The organism is Marinomonas sp. SBI8L, from assembly GCF_001624705.1.
Classification (GTDB): Bacteria; Pseudomonadota; Gammaproteobacteria; order Pseudomonadales; family Marinomonadaceae; genus Marinomonas.
Window position 1 is genome coordinate 44,903 of the sequence record NZ_JSEO01000004.1, and the last position, 22,844, is coordinate 67,746.

20 protein-coding genes are annotated in these 22,844 nt (G+C 39.7%); 4 read left to right on the forward strand and 16 right to left on the reverse strand.

Annotation, left to right across the window (positions count from 1 at the left end; all coding sequences use genetic code 11):
• Positions 1-67: 67 nt before the first annotated feature.
• Complete coding sequence (locus tag OA91_RS06450; RefSeq protein WP_063337313.1) at positions 68-388, reverse strand: AzlD domain-containing protein; 321 nt, start codon at positions 386-388, stop codon at positions 68-70.
• A complete protein-coding gene (locus OA91_RS06455; RefSeq protein ID WP_046017045.1) occupies positions 381-1,052 on the reverse strand; it encodes an AzlC family ABC transporter permease in 672 nt (223 codons plus the stop codon). The genes OA91_RS06450 and OA91_RS06455 overlap by 8 nt, the downstream gene beginning before the upstream one ends.
• A 100-nt stretch (positions 1,053-1,152) precedes the next feature.
• On the opposite strand from OA91_RS06455, the gene OA91_RS06460 reads away from it, so the two are divergent.
• Both OA91_RS06460 and OA91_RS06465 read left to right on the forward strand, forming a co-directional pair.
• Positions 1,153-1,713, forward strand: coding sequence for a helix-turn-helix domain-containing protein (locus OA91_RS06460; RefSeq protein WP_063337314.1), 561 nt, complete (start codon positions 1,153-1,155; stop codon positions 1,711-1,713).
• A 199-nt stretch (positions 1,714-1,912) separates the two neighbouring features.
• Positions 1,913-2,617, forward strand: coding sequence for a helix-turn-helix transcriptional regulator (locus OA91_RS06465; protein ID WP_046017043.1), 705 nt, complete (start codon positions 1,913-1,915; stop codon positions 2,615-2,617).
• Between the two features lie 10 nt (positions 2,618-2,627).
• On the opposite strand, the gene OA91_RS06470 is transcribed toward OA91_RS06465, so the two are convergent.
• Complete coding sequence (locus OA91_RS06470; RefSeq protein WP_063337315.1) at positions 2,628-3,089, reverse strand: Lrp/AsnC family transcriptional regulator; 462 nt, start codon at positions 3,087-3,089, stop codon at positions 2,628-2,630.
• 140 nt (positions 3,090-3,229) lie between these two features.
• Here OA91_RS06470 and OA91_RS06475 point away from each other — a divergent pair, with 140 nt between their 5' ends.
• Positions 3,230-4,192 carry a nucleoside recognition domain-containing protein gene (locus OA91_RS06475; protein WP_063337316.1) on the forward strand — a complete coding sequence of 321 codons (963 nt, stop codon included), beginning with the start codon at positions 3,230-3,232 and terminating at the stop codon, positions 4,190-4,192.
• A gap of 60 nt (positions 4,193-4,252) precedes the next feature.
• On the opposite strand, the gene OA91_RS06480 is transcribed toward OA91_RS06475, so the two are convergent.
• Complete coding sequence (locus tag OA91_RS06480) at positions 4,253-5,137, reverse strand: LysR family transcriptional regulator (protein ID WP_063337317.1); 885 nt, start codon at positions 5,135-5,137, stop codon at positions 4,253-4,255.
• Positions 5,138-5,273: 136 nt separating this feature from the next.
• Between OA91_RS06480 and OA91_RS06485 the strand changes: the two genes are divergently transcribed.
• Positions 5,274-6,695 (forward strand): MATE family efflux transporter, encoded by a 1,422-nt coding sequence (locus OA91_RS06485; RefSeq protein WP_231870325.1) that lies wholly within the window; start codon positions 5,274-5,276, stop codon positions 6,693-6,695.
• A gap of 151 nt (positions 6,696-6,846) precedes the next feature.
• On the opposite strand, the gene OA91_RS06490 is transcribed toward OA91_RS06485, so the two are convergent.
• The 12 genes from OA91_RS06490 to OA91_RS06545 form a co-directional block, all read right to left on the reverse strand.
• Positions 6,847-7,563 carry a response regulator gene (locus tag OA91_RS06490; protein WP_063337319.1) on the reverse strand — a complete coding sequence of 239 codons (717 nt, stop codon included), beginning with the start codon at positions 7,561-7,563 and terminating at the stop codon, positions 6,847-6,849.
• 18 nt (positions 7,564-7,581) lie between these two features.
• Positions 7,582-11,121 (reverse strand): PAS domain S-box protein, encoded by a 3,540-nt coding sequence (locus OA91_RS06495; protein ID WP_063337320.1) that lies wholly within the window; start codon positions 11,119-11,121, stop codon positions 7,582-7,584.
• A gap of 273 nt (positions 11,122-11,394) precedes the next feature.
• Entirely contained in the window at positions 11,395-12,261 is an 867-nt protein-coding gene (locus tag OA91_RS06500; RefSeq protein ID WP_063337321.1) for an alpha/beta hydrolase, read from the reverse strand.
• Positions 12,262-12,348: 87 nt separating this feature from the next.
• A complete protein-coding gene (locus OA91_RS06505) occupies positions 12,349-12,936 on the reverse strand; it encodes a TetR/AcrR family transcriptional regulator (RefSeq protein ID WP_046017036.1) in 588 nt (195 codons plus the stop codon).
• A 144-nt stretch (positions 12,937-13,080) separates the two neighbouring features.
• Positions 13,081-13,830, reverse strand: a complete 750-nt coding sequence (locus OA91_RS06510; protein ID WP_063337322.1) for a sulfite exporter TauE/SafE family protein — start codon at positions 13,828-13,830, stop codon at positions 13,081-13,083.
• A gap of 181 nt (positions 13,831-14,011) precedes the next feature.
• Complete coding sequence (locus OA91_RS06515) at positions 14,012-14,992, reverse strand: ABC transporter ATP-binding protein (RefSeq protein WP_082827813.1); 981 nt, start codon at positions 14,990-14,992, stop codon at positions 14,012-14,014.
• Positions 14,985-15,971, reverse strand: a complete 987-nt coding sequence (locus tag OA91_RS06520) for an ABC transporter ATP-binding protein (RefSeq protein ID WP_063337323.1) — start codon at positions 15,969-15,971, stop codon at positions 14,985-14,987. The genes OA91_RS06515 and OA91_RS06520 overlap by 8 nt, the downstream gene beginning before the upstream one ends.
• Before the next feature lie 4 nt (positions 15,972-15,975).
• Positions 15,976-16,872 (reverse strand): ABC transporter permease, encoded by an 897-nt coding sequence (locus OA91_RS06525; RefSeq protein ID WP_197477756.1) that lies wholly within the window; start codon positions 16,870-16,872, stop codon positions 15,976-15,978.
• A gap of 8 nt (positions 16,873-16,880) precedes the next feature.
• Entirely contained in the window at positions 16,881-17,825 is a 945-nt protein-coding gene (locus OA91_RS06530) for an ABC transporter permease (protein WP_046017033.1), read from the reverse strand.
• Positions 17,826-17,947: 122 nt separating this feature from the next.
• Positions 17,948-19,531, reverse strand: a complete 1,584-nt coding sequence (locus OA91_RS06535; RefSeq protein ID WP_046017032.1) for an ABC transporter substrate-binding protein — start codon at positions 19,529-19,531, stop codon at positions 17,948-17,950.
• A gap of 99 nt (positions 19,532-19,630) precedes the next feature.
• On the reverse strand, positions 19,631-21,124 hold the full coding sequence (locus tag OA91_RS06540) for a M81 family metallopeptidase (RefSeq protein WP_063337324.1): 1,494 nt from the start codon (positions 21,122-21,124) through the stop codon (positions 19,631-19,633).
• Positions 21,125-21,280: 156 nt separating this feature from the next.
• Positions 21,281-22,816 carry a M81 family metallopeptidase gene (locus OA91_RS06545; RefSeq protein WP_063337325.1) on the reverse strand — a complete coding sequence of 512 codons (1,536 nt, stop codon included), beginning with the start codon at positions 22,814-22,816 and terminating at the stop codon, positions 21,281-21,283.
• Between the last annotated feature and the right edge of the window lie 28 nt (positions 22,817-22,844).

Here is a 22,844-nt window from a genome sequence, read left to right on the forward strand (position 1 = left end):
CTTTCAGCCTAGCTTTGCTTTTGGAAAAATTAAAGGTGAAAACAAAATATATATATTCGCTTTAGATTTAGCTGACTCCTAACAATCTCAGTAGTGCCGTAGTAGATGCCGCCAATAGGATAACAATCAGCAAAGGGACTCTTTTATAAGCCAGAATCGCAGCCACAATAAAACCCATCAAACGGGCAAAACCAGCAAACTCATTCGCCTCGAACAATGCCGTTGCAATTGCCAAACTAAAGAGAAGTATTTGGCCTAGCTCATTTGATAATACTTCTATATTAGGAAACCTTGTAAGCTGCTGTCGCAAGTACGGACCAGCTAGTCTTAAGCTGTAGCTGCCAAGGGCAAGCACTAAAATACCTAACAAAATATTTTGATTATCCATTGCTAGTTACCCTCTTCATAAAAATACCCATTAAAGAAAGTAAGGCAGGAAGACCAGCAGGTAAAAAAGGTGTGCTCGCCACACAAAGCACGGCGCCAGTCGAAGCTGTCACTCGCATTGTCGAGCTATTTAGCTTAGGTAATACAAGTGCAATCAAGATAGCAGGAAACATCACATCTAATCCTAAAGCATGGGTGCTCTCAATGATTTCTCCCAATACAGCACCAAAGTAAACGCCCAATGGCCAAGCAACTAATATCCCTAGCCCAGAGAGCCAATAAGCTTTCTTGTTCAATTCAGAGCTTGGTTGGCTAATTCCAAATACAACCGATTCATCATTCATCAAATGGCACCCAAGAAACCTACGCCAGCCTTTTCCTAATTGCGTATTCAAACTAAGACCAAATGCTAATAAGCGTGAGTTAACCAATAAACCCGCTATGGCAGCAGTAACAGCCCCACCACCTGACGCAACAATACCGATAAATAAAAATTCAGAGGCCCCTGCTAGTACTAAAATGGATAAGGAAAGAGGTACCCATAAATCAAATCCAAGGCTTATCGCTAAAGCGCCATAGGACACACCAACAAGGGCATCAGCAAGACAAACAAAAAGTATTTGAAAGCCTAATTGAGAAGAGTTTGAACGAATAAGTTTTTTCATAACACCATTTCCATCATGAACGTTTGATCGATATAATGAACAAAACCTATTACATCGTCAAGACGAACGTTTGTATTTTATATCGAACAGGCAAATATTTATGACTAAAGAAAACCAACTTCCTATTGAAATTGTTGCTAAAGCATTGGTCAGAGAAAGGCGTAAGACGGGCTTATCTATGGCAGAAATTTCCCGTCAGGCTGGCATAGCAAAATCCACTCTATCCCAGTTGGAATCTGGTATTGGGAATCCAAGCCTAGAGACGCTTTGGGCTTTAAGCATTGCGTTAAAAGTACCTTTTTCTAAATTAATTGAGCCGGTACAAAACGAGATCCAATTAATTCGCAAAGGGGATGGCATAAAAATAGAGTCTGAACATGCAAATTATACAAGTTTGCTTTTATCAGCCTGCCCATCAGCTGCGCGCCGAGACATTTATCAGATAATGGTTGAACCAGGGCAAGCAAGGCAATCAGAGCCCCATATGACCGGTGTTGTCGAGCACATTATTGTCACTCAAGGCAGCGCTCTAGTCGGCCCTAATGAGCAAACCCATACCTTATATCCAGGCGATTACATCAGCTACCCTGCAGATCAGGCCCATATTTTCGATGCCCTAGAAGAACACACTCAAGCCATCGTCATTATGGAACAAGCCTAAACTTATTCGGCCAAACCCTACTGACATATCTTGTCAGTAGGGTTTTGTTATACTGCTTCTTTATCGCTAAAAAAGGCCATTTTCCTTACCCAAATTAAAAAGCGATCTTGGCGTGATGAAATGAACTGACTAAATGCTGAAAAAGTTCCTGCCTCAATAAGAATCTCATCCTTATTGAGCATGAGTAAAAGGAGTGAAGGTGTTACCCACAAATCGATTATTTAGCATTATTCAACTGCTTCGAAACGCCAGATACCCTGTCAAAGCACAACAGCTGGCGGATAAATTTGAAGTATCTGTACGTACAATTTATCGAGACATTGCAGAACTTCAGAATCAACTTGTTCCGATTCATGGTGAAGCAGGTGTGGGCTATGTGCTGAAACCGGGTTATGAAATGCCACCTCTAATGCTGACAGCTAATGAATTAGAAGCCGTCGCACTTGGCGCCCATTGGGTGAGCCAAAGGGGAGATAAATACCTAAGTCAGTCAGCTAGCTCTTTATTAGAAAAAATTAAAGAGGTGGTACCTGAGCACTTACAAAGTGTCGTTCTGGATACTAATTTGGTATCTGCAAACTTCGCTCAAGCAGTTGAAGACAGCATTAATATGGACGATGTAAGAGAAGCCATTAGACAACAAAATAAGCTCTTCATTGCCTATAAAGATGTTAAAGAAAATATCAGCCACAGGATTATCTGGCCTATTATGGTTGCCTATTTTCATAGTGTCCGCTTAGTTGTTGCCTGGTGTGAAAGCCGCCAAGATTTTCGTCACTTTCGCACGGATAGGATCAATAAGGTTGAAGTCTTAGCGGAGAATTACCCTAGATCACGTCAAATACTCAAACTTGAATGGCAGCAAAAAGAGAAAATCTCACTGCCTCAAACCAACTCTCAATAAAGGTATTTCTCTAGAGGGCAATCTCGGTACTAAACTTATTACGAGTCATGGATATCAAGGTTCTAAATTTACGCATATTCGTCTCGCCGTAAAGCACTCGATTTGAAAAGTCTTTAAACATCTTCATATTCGCCACATTCACAATCAATACAAAGTCGACTTCTCCCGTTACTTGATAACACTGAGTGACCTCAGGGCTGGCTTGAATACGCTTGATAAAGAGCTCATTCATATCACGCCTATCCCTTTCCATCTCAACCTCAACAATAATCACAATACCTTCGCCGATAAGATGAGGATTAAGAATGGCAACACTCTTCTCGATCACGCCTTTGTCATAAAGTGCTTTTACTCGCTTTAGACAAGCGGGAGCGGATAGGCTAATCATGTCAGCCAAAGCCGCATTGGTGATTTTATTGTCTTTTTGAAGAACCCTTAAAATTCGTTTATCTATTTCGTCTAGCTCGATCATTAATTAATTCACCATCAACATATCTCATAAATGAGAAATAATATTAATTAAATAAGACAATATAAGAAATAATATATTTTTGCATTTATTTAAAATTATGTTCTGTAAATCATCACAAAGTTAATTTGAGCGACACAAAAATGAAAACTTTTTTTAAAGAACTGCTAATCGAAATATGGGATGTTTCCTACACTCTTTTTAAACTTATGATCCCCACCATCATAGTGGTAAAGATTTTAGAAAGTCTTGGCTTTTTAGAGTACTTTGCCTTGGTTCTCGGCCCAATTATGCATTGGGTTGGTTTACCTGAGTCTATGGGGATTGTTTGGGCAACCACTATATTGACCAACATTTATGCTGGTATGCTGGTCTTCTTCTATGCTCAGCAAGCAGAAACACTAACAGTTGCGCAAGTAACGGTTCTTTGTATTCTCATGCTCTTTGCCCATGGACTCCCCGTTGAAGCGCGTATTGCTCAACAGGCAGGTATTCGCCTTAGATTTACGCTTTTACTTAGGGTTGGAGGCGGTTTAGTGCTGGCATGGATACTCAACAAGCTTTACCTTGAATTTGATTACCTACAAGAGGTTAATCAATTGTCATGGCAGCCTGAGCCTGCTGACACGAGTTTACTTGGTTGGGCCAAGGGGCAGATTGAAAGCTTAATCATGATTCAAATTATCATTGCGGGCCTCTTATTTGCGCTAAAAATACTCAAACTATTGGGCATTGAAAAACTGATGGGCTATATGCTGTCACCCTTATTACGAATGCTAGGGATCAGCCGTCAAGCAACAACCATTACTATCGTTGGCTTTACCTTAGGAATTAGTTTTGGTGGTGGTTTGTTGATTAATGAAGCAAGACAAGGACATGTTTCAAGACGAGATATTTTCGCTTCTATGAGCTTACTCGCCCTTTGTCATAGCATGATAGAAGACACAATTCTCATGCTCTTATTAGGCGCTGACTTCGCAGGTGTTTTTTGGGCTAGAATCCTATTCTCATTTATTGTCATTGCCTTTCTAACCAGGGTAATGGATTTACTACCTGCTAGAGTATGGGATAAACACCTAACCAATAAACATATTCAGCCAGGATAATCATAGTAAACACAAAGGGGCTAAAGTCTGACCCCTTTCATTTCATCATCCTTTTATTCGTTATTTAGCTTCTGCTAGTAAAGAATCTAAAGCTTCAAACAACCAAGTCATCACAGGGCCAATGGCTTTATCTCGACGGTTCACCACACCAATCTCCACCATCAAAGGGGAAGGAATGCACTCACTCGAAAGCTCCACCAACTCTTCTAATACCCAATCAGATTTCGCCACATGCTCAGGAATCAAAGCCCAACCAACACCTCTCATCACCATCATAGAAATATAATAGTAGCTGTCTATTTGCCAGTGGTTTGCTGATAAAGGCGGCTCTTGGGTTTGACCTTTTCGATCACAAATAATGATTTGTCTATACTGGGCTAATTGGTGAATTGTCGGTGCTTTAAATTGAGCTAATGGATGTTGAGCGCTTACAACTAGACTATGCCTAAAGTGTCCAATCGACATAAACTCAAGTGAGTCAGCTAAGGTGCTGATGTAAAACATAATACCGATATCGGCAATACCTTGCTCTACCCATTGGGCGATATCTTCTTGAGAACCATTAATGATAGTGAGTTTTAACGAAGGGAATTCATCCGCTAATCGCTGAAACATGACTTCAAAAGCCGTATTAGGAACCGCTTCATCCAAGGCGACTTTGAGAGTCAACTCTTCACCTATGGTTACTGCTTTTGCTCTCGCCTCAAGACGCTGACACTGAGCAAGCACAGCTTGTGCTTCGATAAACATTTGCTCACCATCTTTTGTTAAAACTGGCAACTTGGCACTTCGATCAAACAGCTCAAAGCCTAAGTCTGCCTCAAGGTTTGCTATTGCCGTACTAATACGAGACTGCACTTTTCCCATTTTTCGTGCCGCGGCCGAAAAAGAGCCAAACTTAACTGAATAAACAAACGCAGTTAATTCATCTAATGTCCAATTCATGAGCACTCCTCAGCTTAACACTCTCTTTTTACATCTCTAAAAGAGATAACAACTAACTAACATCAATCTTATTATAAGGTTATCCTGATGTGAATATATTCTCGGACACAGACAGCTATTGCCCATGAACACATCTATGACAAAACAAACGCAAGCTAAATACATTCGCAGTACATTTTGGCGCTATAGCTTACCCGCGATTACCGCCATGTTGGTGAATGGGCTTTATCAGGTTGTCGATGGTATTTTCATTGGTAAGGTAATTGGTTACAGCGGTTTGGCAGCAATTAACATGGCTTGGCCAATTATCTTTTTTTTGGTGGGCTTTGGCATCATGGTGGGAATAGGCGCCGGTAGTCTGTTATCTATCCACCAAGGTGAGTCTGAAATAGCTCAGGGCTCTAACGCTAAATCCAACTATAGCGCTAAGCTTTTAATGACAAGTTTGTATGTCATGATAGCCCTTGGCCTTGTTTCATCTTTTTCATTGAGTTTAATGGGTGAGCTTTTATTAGAGCTCCAATCAGGAACATCAGAAGGAATTATTCTAGCCAAAGCTTATCTAGATTGGTTTAGCATAGGCGGTGTTCTTAGCATTTTTGCCGCAGCCCTTCCCTTACTGATTAGAAATGATAATAGCCCTATGATCGCCACAGGGTTAATGGGCTTTGGCGCCTTACTCAATATTGTATTAGATTACCTATTTATTGATTATTTCAATCTAGGCTTAGCAGGCGCCGCGATTGCGACTCTAATTGCTCAACTTATTGTTTGTATCTTGGGTCTTAGCTATTTCTTCAGCCACTATTCAACAAAGCCTTTTCAATTAGAAAGTGGCACTGAGGATAGAACTCAAAATAAAGCAGAAGATTCCTACCTTACTTTTGACCCTAGTCTAGCTAAAAAGGTGATCGCCTTAGGATCTTCAAGTCTCATCATTTATTTATACACCAGCGTTATGGTGGGCCTGCATAACGCCTTATTTATGGAGTACGGCAATGCACTTACCGTTGGCGCCTATGCCATAGTCGGTTATCTAATGGTCATATATTACTTTGTTGCAGAAGGTATAGCTGATGGGTCTCAACCTCCTATCAGCTACTTTTTTGGAGCCAAAAGACAAAGTGATATTCAGGCTTTAGTCATGCTATCCATTAAAGTCACCTTATTCGCAGGACTTAGTTGGACATTACTGCTAAACCTCTTCCCTAATGAGCTAATTCAACTCTTTAATCATGAAGACGAGGCCTTAGCGCAAGCAACGATTCACGGTATTCAGTTACACCTATTCGCACTGGCTCTTGATGGCTTTATCATGCTGGCATCTATTTATTTTACCAGTGTCAATCAACCAGGAAAGGCACTAAGTATCGCATTCGGAAATATGTTTATTCAGCTACCTTTCTTATATCTTTTACCCAAGTTTTTTGGGCTAGATGGGGTTTGGTTGGCTATGCCTGTATCCAACATTGTGCTCTTCTTAATCGTCGCGCCCATGCTTTTTTTGGATCTCAAACAACCCCAAAATTTATTCCAAAAAAGAGCGGCTGTCAGGTGATATGTTAGTTCGAGTGAAACTAATACCTTAATGAGTTAATAGAGATGTTTTGAATTGAGTTAATTTCGTCTGATTACTTTCAAGTGTAACGCTGATCAGTTTAGCCTTTAGATATGAGGCTATAACTATCTGCTGAAGCTTTCAAAACAAGCTAAGTAACGGCTGTATTTGAAGCTAATGTGACCTTTATTTCTCTTGTTAAGACTATGCTTTCTAATTCAATTAACCGGTTTAGATGCTTTTCATTTAGCTCGATACCAGCACATATCAAACAGGAGCCATTTTTGGTAAAGATGCCCTCCACCAATACCATACCTTCTTTGAGTTGCTTGATATTCGGAATGCTTTGAATACCTTCTAGACTAGGTAATGAGGCATTCTCACAAAAGTCATCAACCTCAGCCAGACTTAAAGTATCGTCACTTAAACTATCAAAAATGGTTTCAACATCTTGATACCTAGCTTCATGATACAAGCTAGATGACTCTAAAACAGCACTGTTTATCTTCTCAGTTAAAGGTTTAACCGCGAGAGGCTTCACTAAGAAACCATCAATATCTAACTCCATACAGGTGGTTATCACCTTTATATTTGAGTAAGAGGTCACCGCGATAATTTTAAGCGCTTTGTTGTTTTTCGTTTTTCCAAGCCTAATCTGCTTTATCAATGTCATACCATTCATACTTGGCATATTGATATCAGTGATCACTAGGTCAATTTTATGCTGATTAAGACGCTCAATTGCAAGATCACCATTTTTAGCCGATAAAACATTTTCAAAGCCAACACGTAGCAGCATTGCTAAGGTTTGTTTTCTAGAAAAGTCATGGTCTTCCACCACTAGAATGGTCATTGAAGCGCTTTTCATAATTAATCCCACCCTGAGTTAAATAATACTTTCCTGTTGCAGATACTGTTTGATTTTTTCCAACTCGTTCACACTTTTAGCATAAAGTTCGCTTAGTTCATCCCACTCTTGTTGTGTTGCCGTATTCTGAATTTTGAGTAGTTGTTCAGCTAATGCATCTGCACCGGCTGAATTCGCAGCCCCTTTCGCAGCATGAGCAAGCTCTTGAAGTTCCTGACTATTATGTAAATCTAATGCCTGTTTTAACTTATCAAAGTCATCGCAAACGGATTCCCAATACCCTTCTAAAAGTGGAATTATCACCTCATCATCTAAAGTACCTAAAATATCATTTAGCTTAGAAAGATTGATCGGACTGTTATCTATGGCTTCAGCAATATCGATAGACTTATGATTTAACTGAGTCTCTTCTTTCCCTTCAACAGCTCTGGTTAAAGAAGCTTGTCTAATCCATTTCTGTAAAGCTTTACCTAGCTCTGATAACTCCACAGGTTTCGATAAGTAATCATCCATACCAGAGGCAATACATTGCTCTGCTGAACCAACTAATGCGTTGGCCGTAATTGCAATAACCGGCGTGTGCCCTAAACTTTTATCTTGGCTTTCCATTAACCTCACTTCTTTGGTTAATTCAAAGCCATCCATAATAGGCATGTGACAATCCGTTAGAATTAAATCAAACTCGCCTTTTTTCCATTTGTTCAACGCCGCTTTACCATCATTTGCCATTTCACAGCGATAGCCTAAGCGCGTTAACTGACGTTGCAGTACATCTCTATTGGTTGGCTGATCTTCAGCGACTAAAATAAAAGCGTCGGTACCAACAGAACTATCATTTGAACTGTCTAACAAAGCCTCTTTTAACGTACTATCACTCTGAATATTTGGACTACAAATGCCAAACAAAGAGGCTATAGCATTAATGAAATTGCTAGGCTTTAGTGGATGAGCGGCCAATATGTAGGAGTTAGGTTTTACTATACCTTTACTTTTAGAAGGGTTATTTGTCATTGAGACAATTTTCAGATCATCGTAGGCATCATAACCAACATGACTTTCTTTTCGCTCTTGAATATCATCAAGACTGTATTCAGGACAAAGTAGCAGCATGTCAAAGGCTTCACCTTCATTTTTAGCATGACACAACACCACTTCTGCTTTGTCTATCGTAGTCACAAAGCTTAAGTCACATTCATAATATTCCAGGTTTTCTTGTACTGCGGACTTTAAGTTCGCATCACTATAAATACATAATATTTTTTTTGAGCTTAGGTCTATTTCATTGCTTTCTTGCTGATTTAAAGAGGCGGTCTCAATAGGAACGTTAATTTTAAAAGTACTCCCCATTCCTATTTCACTTTTAACACTAATAGTGCCTCCCATCATTTCCAGTAAGGTTTTGGTAATTGATAGGCCTAGCCCTGTGCCGCCATACATACGAGTGGTCGAAGTGTCAGCTTGAGTGAATGCGGTAAACAATTTAGATAATTGTTTTTTTGTCATGCCAATACCATTATCTGCAATAATAATATCAACCGAGTCTTTATCACCCTGGCTATTTAAATAGGTTTTAAGCCAAATCTCTCCGAATGAATGCTCATCGCCTCCACAAAACTTCACTGCATTACCCAATACATTGATCAGAATTTGGCTCAGCCTCACACCATCACTCATTATTGTTTGCGGTATTTTGGGGTCGTGGGTTATATAAATAGAAATATTCTTATTATTGGCCTGTAGCCAAAGTACATCTGCGGTTCGCTCTACCACTAATTGAAAATCAACTGGAATAATTTCTAATGACATTTGCCCTGCTTCAATTTTTGAGAAGTCCAAAATATCATTAATAATATTAAGCAAGGTTAGCGCTGAGTCCCGAATGGTTGAGACCATAATTTGCTGATCTTGGTTCATATCCGTTTCATGTAACAAGCTCACCATACCAACAACACCATTCATTGGTGTACGTATTTCGTGGCTCATATTTGCGAGAAACATAGATTTAGCTTCATTGGCTGCTTGAGCTATTTCACTCTCTTGTCTTAAGAATTCTTGAGCATTTTTTTCCTTGGTGATGTCTATGTTCACCCCACCCATACCGACTGCTTCACCTGTATCCTCATCAAAAATGACATCGGCAGCCGCCTTAATCCAATGCACTTCACCAGACTTCAATCGAATTCTAAACTCACTATTAAACTGAGATAAAGTTTCTCTGGCTAATGCGAGTTCATTTTCGGCAGTGTCAACATCTTCAGGTAAGACTCTGCCACGCCACATTTCATAATTATTAAGCGAATCTTCCTTATCAATGTCGTAGAGAGAATACATTCTATCGTCCCACTCTAATTCATTAGTTATGAAGCTCCAGTTCCAGATTCCTATTCCTCCTGCTTCTGTTGCTAGGTTTAACCTATGAAGAATTTTCTGCAAATGCTTTTTACTAAGATTCAGTTCATATTCTGTCACTTTAGCAACACTGATATCCCGTAAAGTACCGAAGTAAAATATTTCATTATTAAAAACGAAACTATTAGCATGAATAGAAAGTGGGAAGATTTCGTTATCACAAGATTTACCCGTTGTTTCTATTGTTTCTCCAGATAATTGTGTTTGGGTAATATAGTTAATACTCACAAGGTTCATATCAGAATCGTCAGAAAACTCTAATAAAGTACTAAAACGTTTTCCTATAATATTTTCTTTTTCGTATCCAAACATTTTCAGCGCTGATTCATTAATATCTAATAACTCTTCATTATCATTAGCGATAAACATACCGTCGATAGCTGATTTAAATACGGCCTTCATTCTATTCTGGGAGCTTTCTAATTTATTATTTGTTGTATGTAATATTTCTTCTAAGGCAAGATTGGCAGACTCTGAGAAGTTTTCTGCGTTACAGATTTCAGTAATATCTATATGTACTGCAAGAAATCGATCTACGCAGTTTTCTTTATTGAAAATGGGCAAAATATGAATATTATTCCAATAGCTTGTACCATTGTTCTTAACATCTTGAATCGTCGTTTCATAAGTATCATAGTTAGAAAGAGATTGAGAAAACTTTTCATATTCAGATGCACTCTCTTTTATTTTTTTAATAAAAAGAGATGACTCCCCTAAAACACTTTCTTTACCTTTTCCGGTGATATTTAAATATTCATCATTCACATAACAAACTGTGCAGCTAAAATCATTATTATAAAATTCAGTTATGCCCACATTAGCAATTTCAATTGCTTTAGACTGAATAAAAACGCGTTCTTTCAAAAAAATATTTTCATTTAAAATATTCTCAAAAACAGAATGATCTTCATCATTTTTCATTTCCAACTTATGAGTAAAGTCATCAAGCTCTTTATCTTTAAAAAAGATAATTTTCTCAACAATGTTAAATATATAAAAACCTAAAACGAACAGAAGAAATGATGTTAGAGCAAACATAATACTCAACATTGGCTCTATATGGTCTTGAAAAAAAGCGCTGATTACATCAACAAGTAAAAACGTGGTTAAGAACGAAAAGAACATAATTTTTGTCTTTTTGATGTCCATACAATCTCCCTGTTTAACCTTTCATATCCTATTGTTATCTGTAAAGAATTATAGGTGAAATTAATTTATGCACAGGGATTTATACGTTTAATTTTATGATTTTTAATGAACGAGACTCACAAATATCAAAGTTTTCTAAAGAAAAAACGAACCTCTGAACGAGATTTAGTGATAGGCAAAAAAAACCAACTAACTATTACTAGCTAGTTGGCTAAAAATACCAATCAAGCTGACAGACTTAACCGGTATATAAGAAGAAGTTAACTATTTAATTTACTTACCTTTAACAAGATTAAAGAAATGAGTATCACTGGCGACAAAATCTGAGATCGCCTTCAGAACTGGCTGAGCTTTTAGAATTTTTCTATGTCCAAAACCTTGAGTTGTCATCAAGTGAGCATTTTGTAGCACACTTTCCAGTCGTTTAGATTCACTGTGCAGTACCTCTTTATCACTCTCATCATGAATCAACAGAGTGGGGATTTGGCATTCTTGTAATAAGTTAGTGGCATCAAGTTGATGAAATGGAACACCCACATATTGAGCAATACGAGCAATGAAATGATCAGAAGTCCGCTTATTAAAACCGATTAAACTAACAAAATGTCTAATTGAATTTTCAATTGAAGAAGGGCCAGATATTAAAACCATTTTCTCTGGCGATACACCCTGACCGACGGCGATAGACGTAGCAGAAGCCCCCATAGAGTGGCCAATAATTACACTAAACTCGCCTAAAGACTGCTCAGCTAATAATATCGTTTGCGCAAAAAGGTTAGCATTAGATGATTTCCCCGGTGATTGGCCGTGACCTGGCATATCTAAGCCTACTACGTTATAACCTTGTTCGAGCAAACCATCGACCAAACCGTACATATGAGTTGCCCTACTTTCCCAACCATGTACTAACAAGATCTGTTTATTATTTGATTTAGCTGCCTCAGCACGCCATTTAATTGCGCTTACTTCATCACCTAAATTGATTCGTTCACCTTTTAATTCAGCTCTTAGCTCCCAATCTTTCACTTCAGAACGCTTAGGTTTTAAGAAAACTTCAGCAAATTTATGAGCAGTATCCGCCGAAGCAATCAAGCTGGTAAGCTGGTTCTTTAAACGGAAAAGTGTAAATGCGATATTCATCATTTAGCCTCGGCTATTCATCTTTTAATAAGGTGTTTTCAATAAAGCCTAAACCTGACGTAAGGTAGGTTTTTAAGGCAAATTTTTTTAATCTGTTCTTTGATCCGGCATTAGATAGCAGTTGATGACTTTCACAGCACTTTCAAAGGCTTGTTTAGAGTCATAGATGCGACACACTAATAGACAACCTTGTATACATGACACTATCCACTGGGTAAGTTCATCAATACTTTGCCCTTGATCTTTAAAGTCACCGTTTTCTATACCAGCGGTTAATACACTCTTGAGCCCTTTAGACTGAGTAATTAGTAGTTTTTTAACCGTTTCTTGAACAGGTGGCGATAACTTATCCCACTCACCAGCAAAAGCGCCAGCTGGACAAAGTTTTTCGCTTGGAATCACGTATAAACGATAGATATTAAAGTAATAATCAAGTCGTTGTTTTGGTGTTTTACCTATACCTCTCTCAAAACTTTCACGTAAATCTATGTTTGCCCTTTCTAATAAAGCCAAGGTCAAATCATCTTTAGATTCAAAATGATAATACATGCTCCCTTTTTTGATGCCCGTGCGTTTAGCTAGCTCTTGAAAACTAACCCCACTGATTGACTGGCGCTGAACCAAGTCTTGCGCTGCATCTAGGATGGCGGTACGTGTGTCTTTATTAATACTCATTCACCTACCTTACGTCAGGTGTGTGATTTGTGTCAACATCGCATTATGAAATATCTGTTTCTTAATCAGAACAATAAATCCAAAACAACTTAATATTTTCTAAATTAGTATTTATAGACAATCACTTAACTAGTCTTGACTCAATTAAACTGCTTGTAAAATTAAACTGAATCCTGATGTAAATAAAATAAGGTAAACAAACTGCTTCATTCGTTTTGAGGAAAAAGGTAACGGAAAATAACCTACTGCAAGGGTCGCTAAAATAACCACAGGAACACCTAATGCACTTAATAAGTAGGCTTGTTCATTCACCTCTTGGCTGGTTATGACGAATGCTAAACGAATCACTGAAGTAAAAGTAAACGCCATTAAAAGCGTCGCTCTTATCGTTTCAAAACTAATGTTTTGACGATACATAATATAAGTCATAGGCGGGCCGAAAGCCGCAAACATTCCCCCCATGACACCAGAAATAAGGCCACTTAGGAGATAGCCAAATTTACTCGTTTTGGATGTTTTTTCACTCACCTTAATTAGCATGGCTAAACTACTAATAAGAATACAACAGCCAAGAATGAGCTTGAGCAAAGCAAGCTGACTCTCACCAAAATAAGCTAATAAGTAAACGCCTAAAAAAGTCGCCGGCACACACGGAATTAAAAGATACCCTAACGCTAATTTATCAACTTTACGCCATAAGCGACCTTGTAAACCAATAGAAGAGTTTACCAAGCTTAAGAAGCTGACAACAAAGGCGGTTACTTCAATAGGCGCTAAATCAAAAGCCGTTACACCACTCATGACAACGAGAGCAAACGCAAAACCCGTACTGGCTTGTATATAACTAGCTAAGATCAAAAAAACCAATAATAAAATATGTGTTACGTCTAACATGGCCACGACCTTTTCATTTTAAAGCGCTTTCTCTAAAATTTAAAAGCAAAAAAAGAGCTGCTATAAAAGCAGCCCAAAAGTGGATATACATTTCAGGAGACTGGTGAGTCTATATATCCAATTCATGTATCTGTTTTAAGCAAACTGATTTATCAAGTCGATAAACAAGTCTCTCAACAGATTAAATAGCGTCAATAAGATGGCATTGGGCTTGATGTCCACTGGTTGAATACCTCATTTCAGGTACTTGAGAACGACAAATATCTTTGGCATGTGGACATCGTGTATGAAACTCACAACCCATAGGTCTCTGTAAAAGGCTCGGAACCTCTCCTTGTAATTCAATCCGCTCTGAATGAGCGTCTGGGTCTGGGTCATGATTAGCAGACAAAAGAGCTTGAGTATAAGGATGCTTAGCCTGCTCAAAAATATCATCTGTATTGCCTTGCTCAATAAATCGGCCTAAGTACATTATCCCCATACGATCACTAATATGGCGTACAACACTTAAGTTATGCGTAATAATCAGCAGACTTAGACCTAACTCACTCTGTAGTGTTGCTAGCAGATTAAGTATTTCCCCTTGAACAGATACATCCAGCCCGGCGGTTGGCTCATCAGCCACAATGAGTTTAGGTGAAAGGGCCAATGCTCTTGCTACCCCAACTCGCCTCGCTTGACCTCCACTTAACTGAAAAGGATAACGACTGGCAAAATGAGCAGGTAATCCAACCATAGATAAGAGCCGCCTTGCTTCTTCTGCATAATCATCAACTTTGACTCCGTGTATTTTAAATGGCTCGGTAATAAGAGATTCGACTGTTAAGCGCGGGCTCAGTGACCCTATTGGGTCTTGAAACATCATGGCAATATCTCGACGCAAAGGTCTGAACTGTGAACTACTTAAACCAATTAACTCTTTATCTAGGTATCTGATACTGCCTTCTTGGGCTTTAACTAACCCTGTGATAGCTCGTGCTAATGTGGTTTTCCCCGAACCACTCTCTCCCACTATTGCAAAGGTCTCACCAGGTTTAACATTTAAAGAAACACCACAAACGGCATCTAAAAAAGGGTCATCATCACGCTCAATTAAAGACTTGATAACGGATTTGCTACGAAAACGTACCCTCACATCACGAGCTTCTAATAAATTAAGCATAAAGAGCTCCTGCTTCATTCAATAAGTGGCAACTAGCCATATGATTATCATTTAACTGACTGACTTTAGGCTTATTCTCATGGCAATTTGCACTTGCAGAATCACAACGTTCGGCAAAAATACACCCTTTAGGCACTTCGATAAGATCGGGTAAACTACCTAGAATGGTCGGCAAGTCTCTGGTTTTTTGTTTGATGGCAGCAGGATCACATTGCAGAAGTTTTTGGGTATAAGGGTGACTAGGGTTATGAAAGATATCCCTAACACTGCCTTTTTCTACCACCTCACCCGAATACATAACCACAACTTCATCACACAGCTCAGCAATGACACCAAGATGGTGTGAGATAAACAAAATAGAGCACCCTTGGCTTGCTTGTAACTCTTTCAAACGATAGATAATTTGCACTTCTAAGGTTGCATCAAGTGCAGTCGTTGGCTCATCAGCAATCAATAGTTCTGGCTCGACTAATAAAGCCATAGCAATGGCAATTCGTTGTAACATGCCGCCGGAGAATTCATGTGGGTATTGAGATAAGCGGCTTTCAGGATCAGGAATACCAACCTTATCTAACATAGCAGCGGCCTTAGCCGCTTTCTCTTTTTTGCTTATTTTGTCTCGGTATTGAATATCTATCATTTGATTACCAATCGAGACAACGGGATTTAAGCTCGTCATTGGATCCTGAAACACCATAGAGAAACGATCTCCTCTTAATGCTTGCATCTGTTTTTTTGACAAGTTAAACAGCTCATCTTCAGCAAGTTTTACACCGCCTTTAGTCACTTCTGCATTGGAAGCGAGTAAGTTAATAATGGCACCAATCAAGGTAGATTTACCGCATCCACTCTCACCAACTATGCCTACAATTTTTCCTTTCGGGATTTGCATATTAATATTGCGTAGAGCTTTCAATTTACCTCTTGGGGTACGGTAATCAATCGATAAGTCATGCACATCTAAAATTAATTCAGTCATGGTATTAGATATCCTTACGCAATTTAGGGTCAAAAATATCCCTCAATGATTCACCTAAAAAGGTGAAACCTAAGGTACATAAAATAAGAGGAATCCCGCCCGCTATAATCATCCAAGGAGTATTACGAATAAATAAGTAACCATCGTTTAAGATAGTGCCCCAACTTGGCGTTGGAGGCTGAATACCTAAACCTAAAAAGCTCAAGCCAGCTTCAATGGTGATCACAATAGGCACATCCATACTGGCAAGAATTAAAAGTTGACCAATAACATTAGGAAGCATATGCACACCTAATATTCTTGGCATGCTGGCACCCAAAGCTCGCTCAGCCAGAATAAACTCTTGTGCACTAAGTGCTTGAGTTTGCGTTCTAACAACACGACCATAAATGGGTATTGAGGTAACCACTATTACTAGAATAATGGTGGTTAAGCTAGGTCCTGTTAATGTCACCACTGCTAGAGCAAAGATGATCGTTGGGAATGATCGAACCGTATCAAATAAGGTCACGATAATATGATCCAACCAAGCTGGACCAAAGCCTGCAATCAGCCCTAACAACAAACCGAAACCAAGTGCTAATGAGATGGCTGAAAAAGCCACTTTTAATGCTACCTGACTCCCCATTAATACTCTGGAAAAAATATCCCTACCAAGTTGGTCTGTGCCAAGCCAATGCTCAGCCGACGGCCCTTTTAAGCGATTCAAAACATCAATAGCAATCGGATCGTGAGGCACTATCCAAGGCGCTAAGATTGCACTCCCTACAATTAAGGTAACAAGAATTAGACCCAGTAAACCCAAAGGCTCTTTACAAAGGCGCTTAATCGCTAATTTAAAACCTGTTAAAAATTCAAAACTAGGCATAACTAACATCTGCTTGAGGCTTGAAACAGTCATACATACTCCTAAGCATGGGCTCTAATACGTGGGTCTAAAAGGGCATTAACAAAGTCTGCTAAGGTGGTCACTATGACAAACAAAATGGTGGTAATCAGGACTGATCCCATGACGATTGGGTAGTTTCTGGTAGATACAGCATCAAAAATCAGCTTACCGATACCAGGTCTTGCAAATACAATTTCTGCAAATAATGCCCCCGAAAGGAGATAACCCACTCCAACACCTAATAATGTGATGGTAGGTAGTATGGCAATACGCAAGCTATAACGATAAATGATTACTCTTTCAGGTAAGCCAAAGGCTCTTGCCGTACGGATATGGTTCGCACCTAAGGTTTCCAACATTGATGAGCGAACTAATCGTGAGATGTAACCGACCCAACCTAGTCCTACTGCTAATGATGGCAAGATAAGATGAGTAAGTTGGTCTGCGATATCACCTGAATCACCTGCCCCTATGGCTGGTAACCAGCGCAAGGTGACAGAAAAAATGAGTAAGCCATAGATAGCCACAACAAAGGAAGGAATCGCGATTGTACCAACTGATAGAATAGCGCTGATTTTATCGAACAAAGAATTCTGATAAATAGCAGAATAACAACCAAGAGGAATACCAATCGCTGCTGCCCACATGATACTGACAAGAATCAAAATCAGGGTATGTGGTAATTGCTCCATTATGATATCAATTACAGGCCTTTGACTAAAAACATCAAAGCCCAAATCCCCTTGAAAGACATCCTTAAAGAAGTTAAATAATTGGATCAAAATGGGTTGATCTAACCCCATTTTAACAGCTAACGCTGCTTTCATTTCTTCCGTTGCCCTTGGCCCTAAAATAATACTGGCCGGGTCTCCTGGAATAGAATGAATCATTAGATATAAAGCCGTTACGGCTAAACATACAATGAGTACACCTAAGCCACAGCGTTTAACTAGAAAGAACCACATAATCATCTCACTTAATAACGGGTGAGCACTTAAACCGGGCCAATTTAGGTCTGGCTTAACACTTGAATAAAGGCAATAACAGATAAAAGAGGCTTAATAAGTTAAGCCTCTCAACTCAACTATTACTGAAAGCTTCTGTACAAAGGCGTGCCGTCAGGGCGTAATGCAGGAACAATAGCATTGCGATAAATAATGGGAGTTGATTCATGTGTGATGAATCGATATGAACCAGATTCTTCCATAATATCTTGCATCTTTTGATACATGATCGAACGTTTTGGTTCAGATGATTCACTCAGCGCCTTTTCATGAAGCTCATCAAACTCTTGATTACGAAAGCGCTCCCAGTTCCAAACACCCACTTGCTTTTCGACAAACCACTGGCTTGCATAATAAGGATCTGGCGTCATAGAGAATCGGTTCATCACCAGCTCAATATTTTTCCAACGATCACCAGAACTTTCAGAACCTAATGCCCAGAAAGAACCTGATTCATGTAGGTTAACTGTTAAACGAATACCCACAGTTGCCATTGTCGCCTGCATAATTTGTGCAGCTGTCACAAAGGTACTCTTGTTCAAAATATCAATGGATAAGTCCAGCCCAGACCCGTAGCCAGCTTCATTTAGAAGTTGCTTAGCTTTTGCATAATCTGCTGCAGGTGCCAGTATGCTTTTCTCTCTATGGCCAGTTAGTCCAGGGGCGATAATCCCTGTGGCGGCATCAGCAGCATCAAAATAGGCAGCAGCGAGAATAGAAGGTACATCAATTGAAAGCTGGATCGCTTGACGAACTTTAGGGTCTAACAGTTTGCTGTTTTCCTGGTTGATTCCCACCCAAACGTAAAATAGAGAAGGGTTTTCACTTAATAGCGAGTCCTTAGGCGGTGTATCACGGTAGTTTTGCAATGAACTCAAGCTGATACGGGTAAAGTCTATATCACCTGCTTCAAAAGCAATTTCAGCCGTTTTTTCATCATCTATCTGGTGAATATGAATTTCATCATAAACTGGCATCTTGCCTGTCCATAATGGATTTCGTTCTAGAATAACAACTTGTTTAGGCTTCCACTCTTTAATTTGAAATGGGCCAGAAATAGCAGGCGGCTTACTACCAAACTTACCACCAACAGATTCAACCGCTTTCTTTGATAAAATATTACCAGCCGCATAAGGCAGCGTAATATTCCAAAGTGGTTGGAAAGCCTCTTTTAATACGATAACCCCTGTATATTTTCCGGTTACCTCAACATGGTCTAAGGTTCCCCAATCTGAGGCTACGGGTGAGGCAAGTTCTGGATCAATAATTCGTTCATAAGAAAATTTCACATCTTCAGCTGTCATTTCTCCAAAGCCATTGGAGAACATGATGCCAGGCTTTAACTCAAACGCGATATGAGTATCATCAATTTGCTCTATACTCTTCGCTGCTTGTAACTCCCATTCCCAATCTTTACCGGCTTTGTAATAGATAAGTTTGTTATAAATCGCTCCCATAACGTCTTCATCTGTTGCTGCGGTATAAAAAGCGGGATCAAGGGATTGAATATCGGTAAAGCTACGTGAATGAAGTATTTTCAGGTCACTATCTGCGGCCTCAACAATAGGTAAGCTAACCACACTCATAACACCGAGTAATGCCGAGCTCATCACAAGCTTTCTGCGACCTGCACTAAAGGTCTTTTTTAGAAATGATAGGTTGAACATTGGTTTACCTCTTATTTTTATTCTAGTTTGAATTTAAAATCGCTTGTCTTTAAAGCATTCGTATTTAAAAACTAAGTGAGTTCAAAATTTCGCTATCTATCAAAATTTATCCAAAGGGAAAATGGGTCTCCTCAAGTTTTTGAATGGGAATAAGCTGTAATCAGATTGGCAAACACCGGGACCTGCGACACTGATAATATGTTTTGCAATAGGTTCAAAGGCGGCTCGAAAGTGCAGCCGAGAATGAATAAGAATGTATTTTTTTTGACTAAGATCGATGCCGGTATGAGACAGGTAAGCTTGGTCGTAAGGTTCACAGCGCTTACTGCTAACGATTAATTCTAGCGAGCCAGTATCCAATACCGCGCTCATGCCTATATCAGCCTGAAAACCAGGCATCATTGGCCCTTTCAATTTAAAGCGGCCATCATGAATCGACTTTACTCGGCCCTTAAGTGTTAATGGCTGACCCTTAAGCTGTAAACTTGGCACATCACTTTTACCACCTATACTCAGATCAACGTTCGCACCGACTCCTGCTTTTGCCATTTTAGCCACTGACGTTGCGTCCCAAATTGGTCCAGCAACCACCTGCTCTAAACCTTGTGAAATGACCTCTTTAATCACAGCCATACTGTCAGCATTGCCTCCAGCACCACAGTTATCACCATGATCAGCCAGAACAACCGGAAACTGATTTAAGCTTTTAGCGAAAGAAATCGTGTCGTAAATTGGGTCTTGCTGATAAACAAAGGCTTCTTTTTGCTGCCAAGCAGCATCCAAAACAGCTTCAATGACAGCATTACCCATGACTTTTTGAGAAGGAATTAAAGCGTCATAGACAACCAAACAACTCACACTTACATGGGATATATCTGCTAGAGGAAAACCCGTAAATAGTGTCACATTTAACACGTCTTCATTTGCTTCCACCTTAGATGCTATGGCAAGCACGTCTTTCATAGGCTGTTCAGATGAGGCTTGCTTTAGCAAATGAGGCATCATGGGGCGCTTCTGCCACAACATTTTAGGCTTAACTTTACCCTCTAATGTCTTAAGTAAAGTATATGCAGTGCGCATACCTGCTTCGTACATATCAATATGGGGATTAGTCCGATAGCCAGTAATAATAGAGGCATTATCAACCATGTCTTGTGTGAGGTTAGTATGCATGTCTAGAGTAACTGCAATTGGTAAATCTGCATTAATTGCTCGAATACGTTTAAGCAGTTCTCCCTCACCGTCCTCAAACTCATGTGTCACCATGGCGCCATGAAGGTCTAATAAAACGGCGTCACAGCCTTGTGATACGGCCTCACAAATTTGTGACGCTATTGACTCAAAGGCAGAGTTATCAACCGCGCCACTTGGATCAGCATTTGCAGCAATAGGTAGTACCACCTCTGCACCTAAACCATCGGCAAAATCTAAAAAGGCATCGATAGGAAAACCTGAATCTTGATATGCCGCTCTTGCATCATCACCTTGAGGAGGCATTGCATAGCCAGTACCACCAGCAAACGCTTCATAAGGTGTCGGCTGTGCCGAAAACGTATTGGTTTCATGTTGCATCATGGCTATTACAAATCGCATTACTCACCTCTGTTTAAGCTGAACTAGATCGCTGTTTAATCGCTAATTTGTTTACATTTCATTGAAAGCGATAATCTTGATTAGCTGTGAATTAACAACGTCTTCTCAATATAAAAGCCTGCTAATTAATATCAATTTCGCTAATACAAGTTTTTTTTATGCTCCCCCTTCGCTAGATAGCGTCACTTTTTTCTTAAAGGCAGGGCCACAAGGTCCAAGGCGAACATTGTTTCTGAGGTTTTGATAAGCAAGGTTAGAAAGACGACATGGATGAGCACCTGGAGAGACAACCTGAAACATTTTGCTAGCGATAGGGGCAAAATCAGCTTGAAAATGCACGGTACTTTTAAGCACCAAAATACGGCATTCATCTAACTTGATATCAAGATGATGAAACACAGAACGATCAACACACTGAAACCGATCACGACTTATCACAACGCGAATGTCAGCGTCATCAGACAGCAAGCGCAAACAAGCTAACCCACCCACATTGGCTTTAGCACCAGAATACATATCACCCGTACAGGTAAAGCAGCCATCGGTGACTTTTTCGACTAACCAACGCCCTATTACAGGCTCAGAATTGAAACTAAAATGGTTTCCCACTTGTGCATCTATATATTGGCCTTCACCAATAACCCGCACTTGTTCTATTAACTTGGCATCACAAATAGCTGCAACCACACCACCTTTAACACCGGCTTTTATCATTTGATCAAGAATGCCTGTGGTATCACTGGTGGCACCTGCTCCAGAGTTATCTTGCACATCAGCTAGGATGACAGTGCCCTGGGAATGTTTAGCAAGATGCTTTAAAGAGAGCTCAATCGCTTCATCAGCTTCTAATAACTTATCTTGATAAATCTGTTCAGCTTCAAGCACTGTGCCATATAGCTTATTAACACTCTGCCTTAAGGTCGCTTTGTCACTGCCATAAGCCACAATCGCAGGACCTGCATCATAGATATCAGCAGGTGGAAAACCTAATGCCAGCTCTAATCCTTGTGCGCTATCTTGATCCCACTGCTCTAAATATTGGTATAGCTGTTTATTGGGTTTATCGTTTGTGCACTGGGCGGATAAAGGGATGAGATAAGGGATTTGGCATAATTGTTTGTAACGTAGTCCACCTTCTAACCAAGATATTAGGTACTCAAAGGCCCTCTCGCCTGTTTCAATCATATCGATATGAGGGTAAGTACGATAAATACTAATAAGGTCGCTTTGCTCTACCATTAAAGGCGATACATTGGCATGAAAATCAAGACTAACGACAATAGGAATATCATCAGAAACAATCGTTTTTACCCGTCTTAACAGCTCACCTTCTGCATCATCATATTTGGCCGTAGCCATAGCGCCATGCAGATCAAGATAAACGGCATCAAAGTCAGATTCAGCCAATATCATTTGGCAAAGTTGTGACATGATGTCTTCAAATGCCTGATCATCGACCAAACCACTTGGCTCAGCTGAACACCAGAGTAAAGGTGAAAGCTCGTGGCCTGCCTGCTTTGCGCTTCTCATGAAGCCAGTGCTTGGCAAGCTCATACCATCAAATACAGATAACATTTCATCGGCAAAAATCATTTTCGGCCAAAGATCTGCTTTTACAAAGTCACTATATAACGCAGGTATAGGAGAAAACGTATTGGTTTCATGCTGAAATCCAGCCATCAATATCTTCATATAAATCTCACCAAATTGGTCCTAAAAG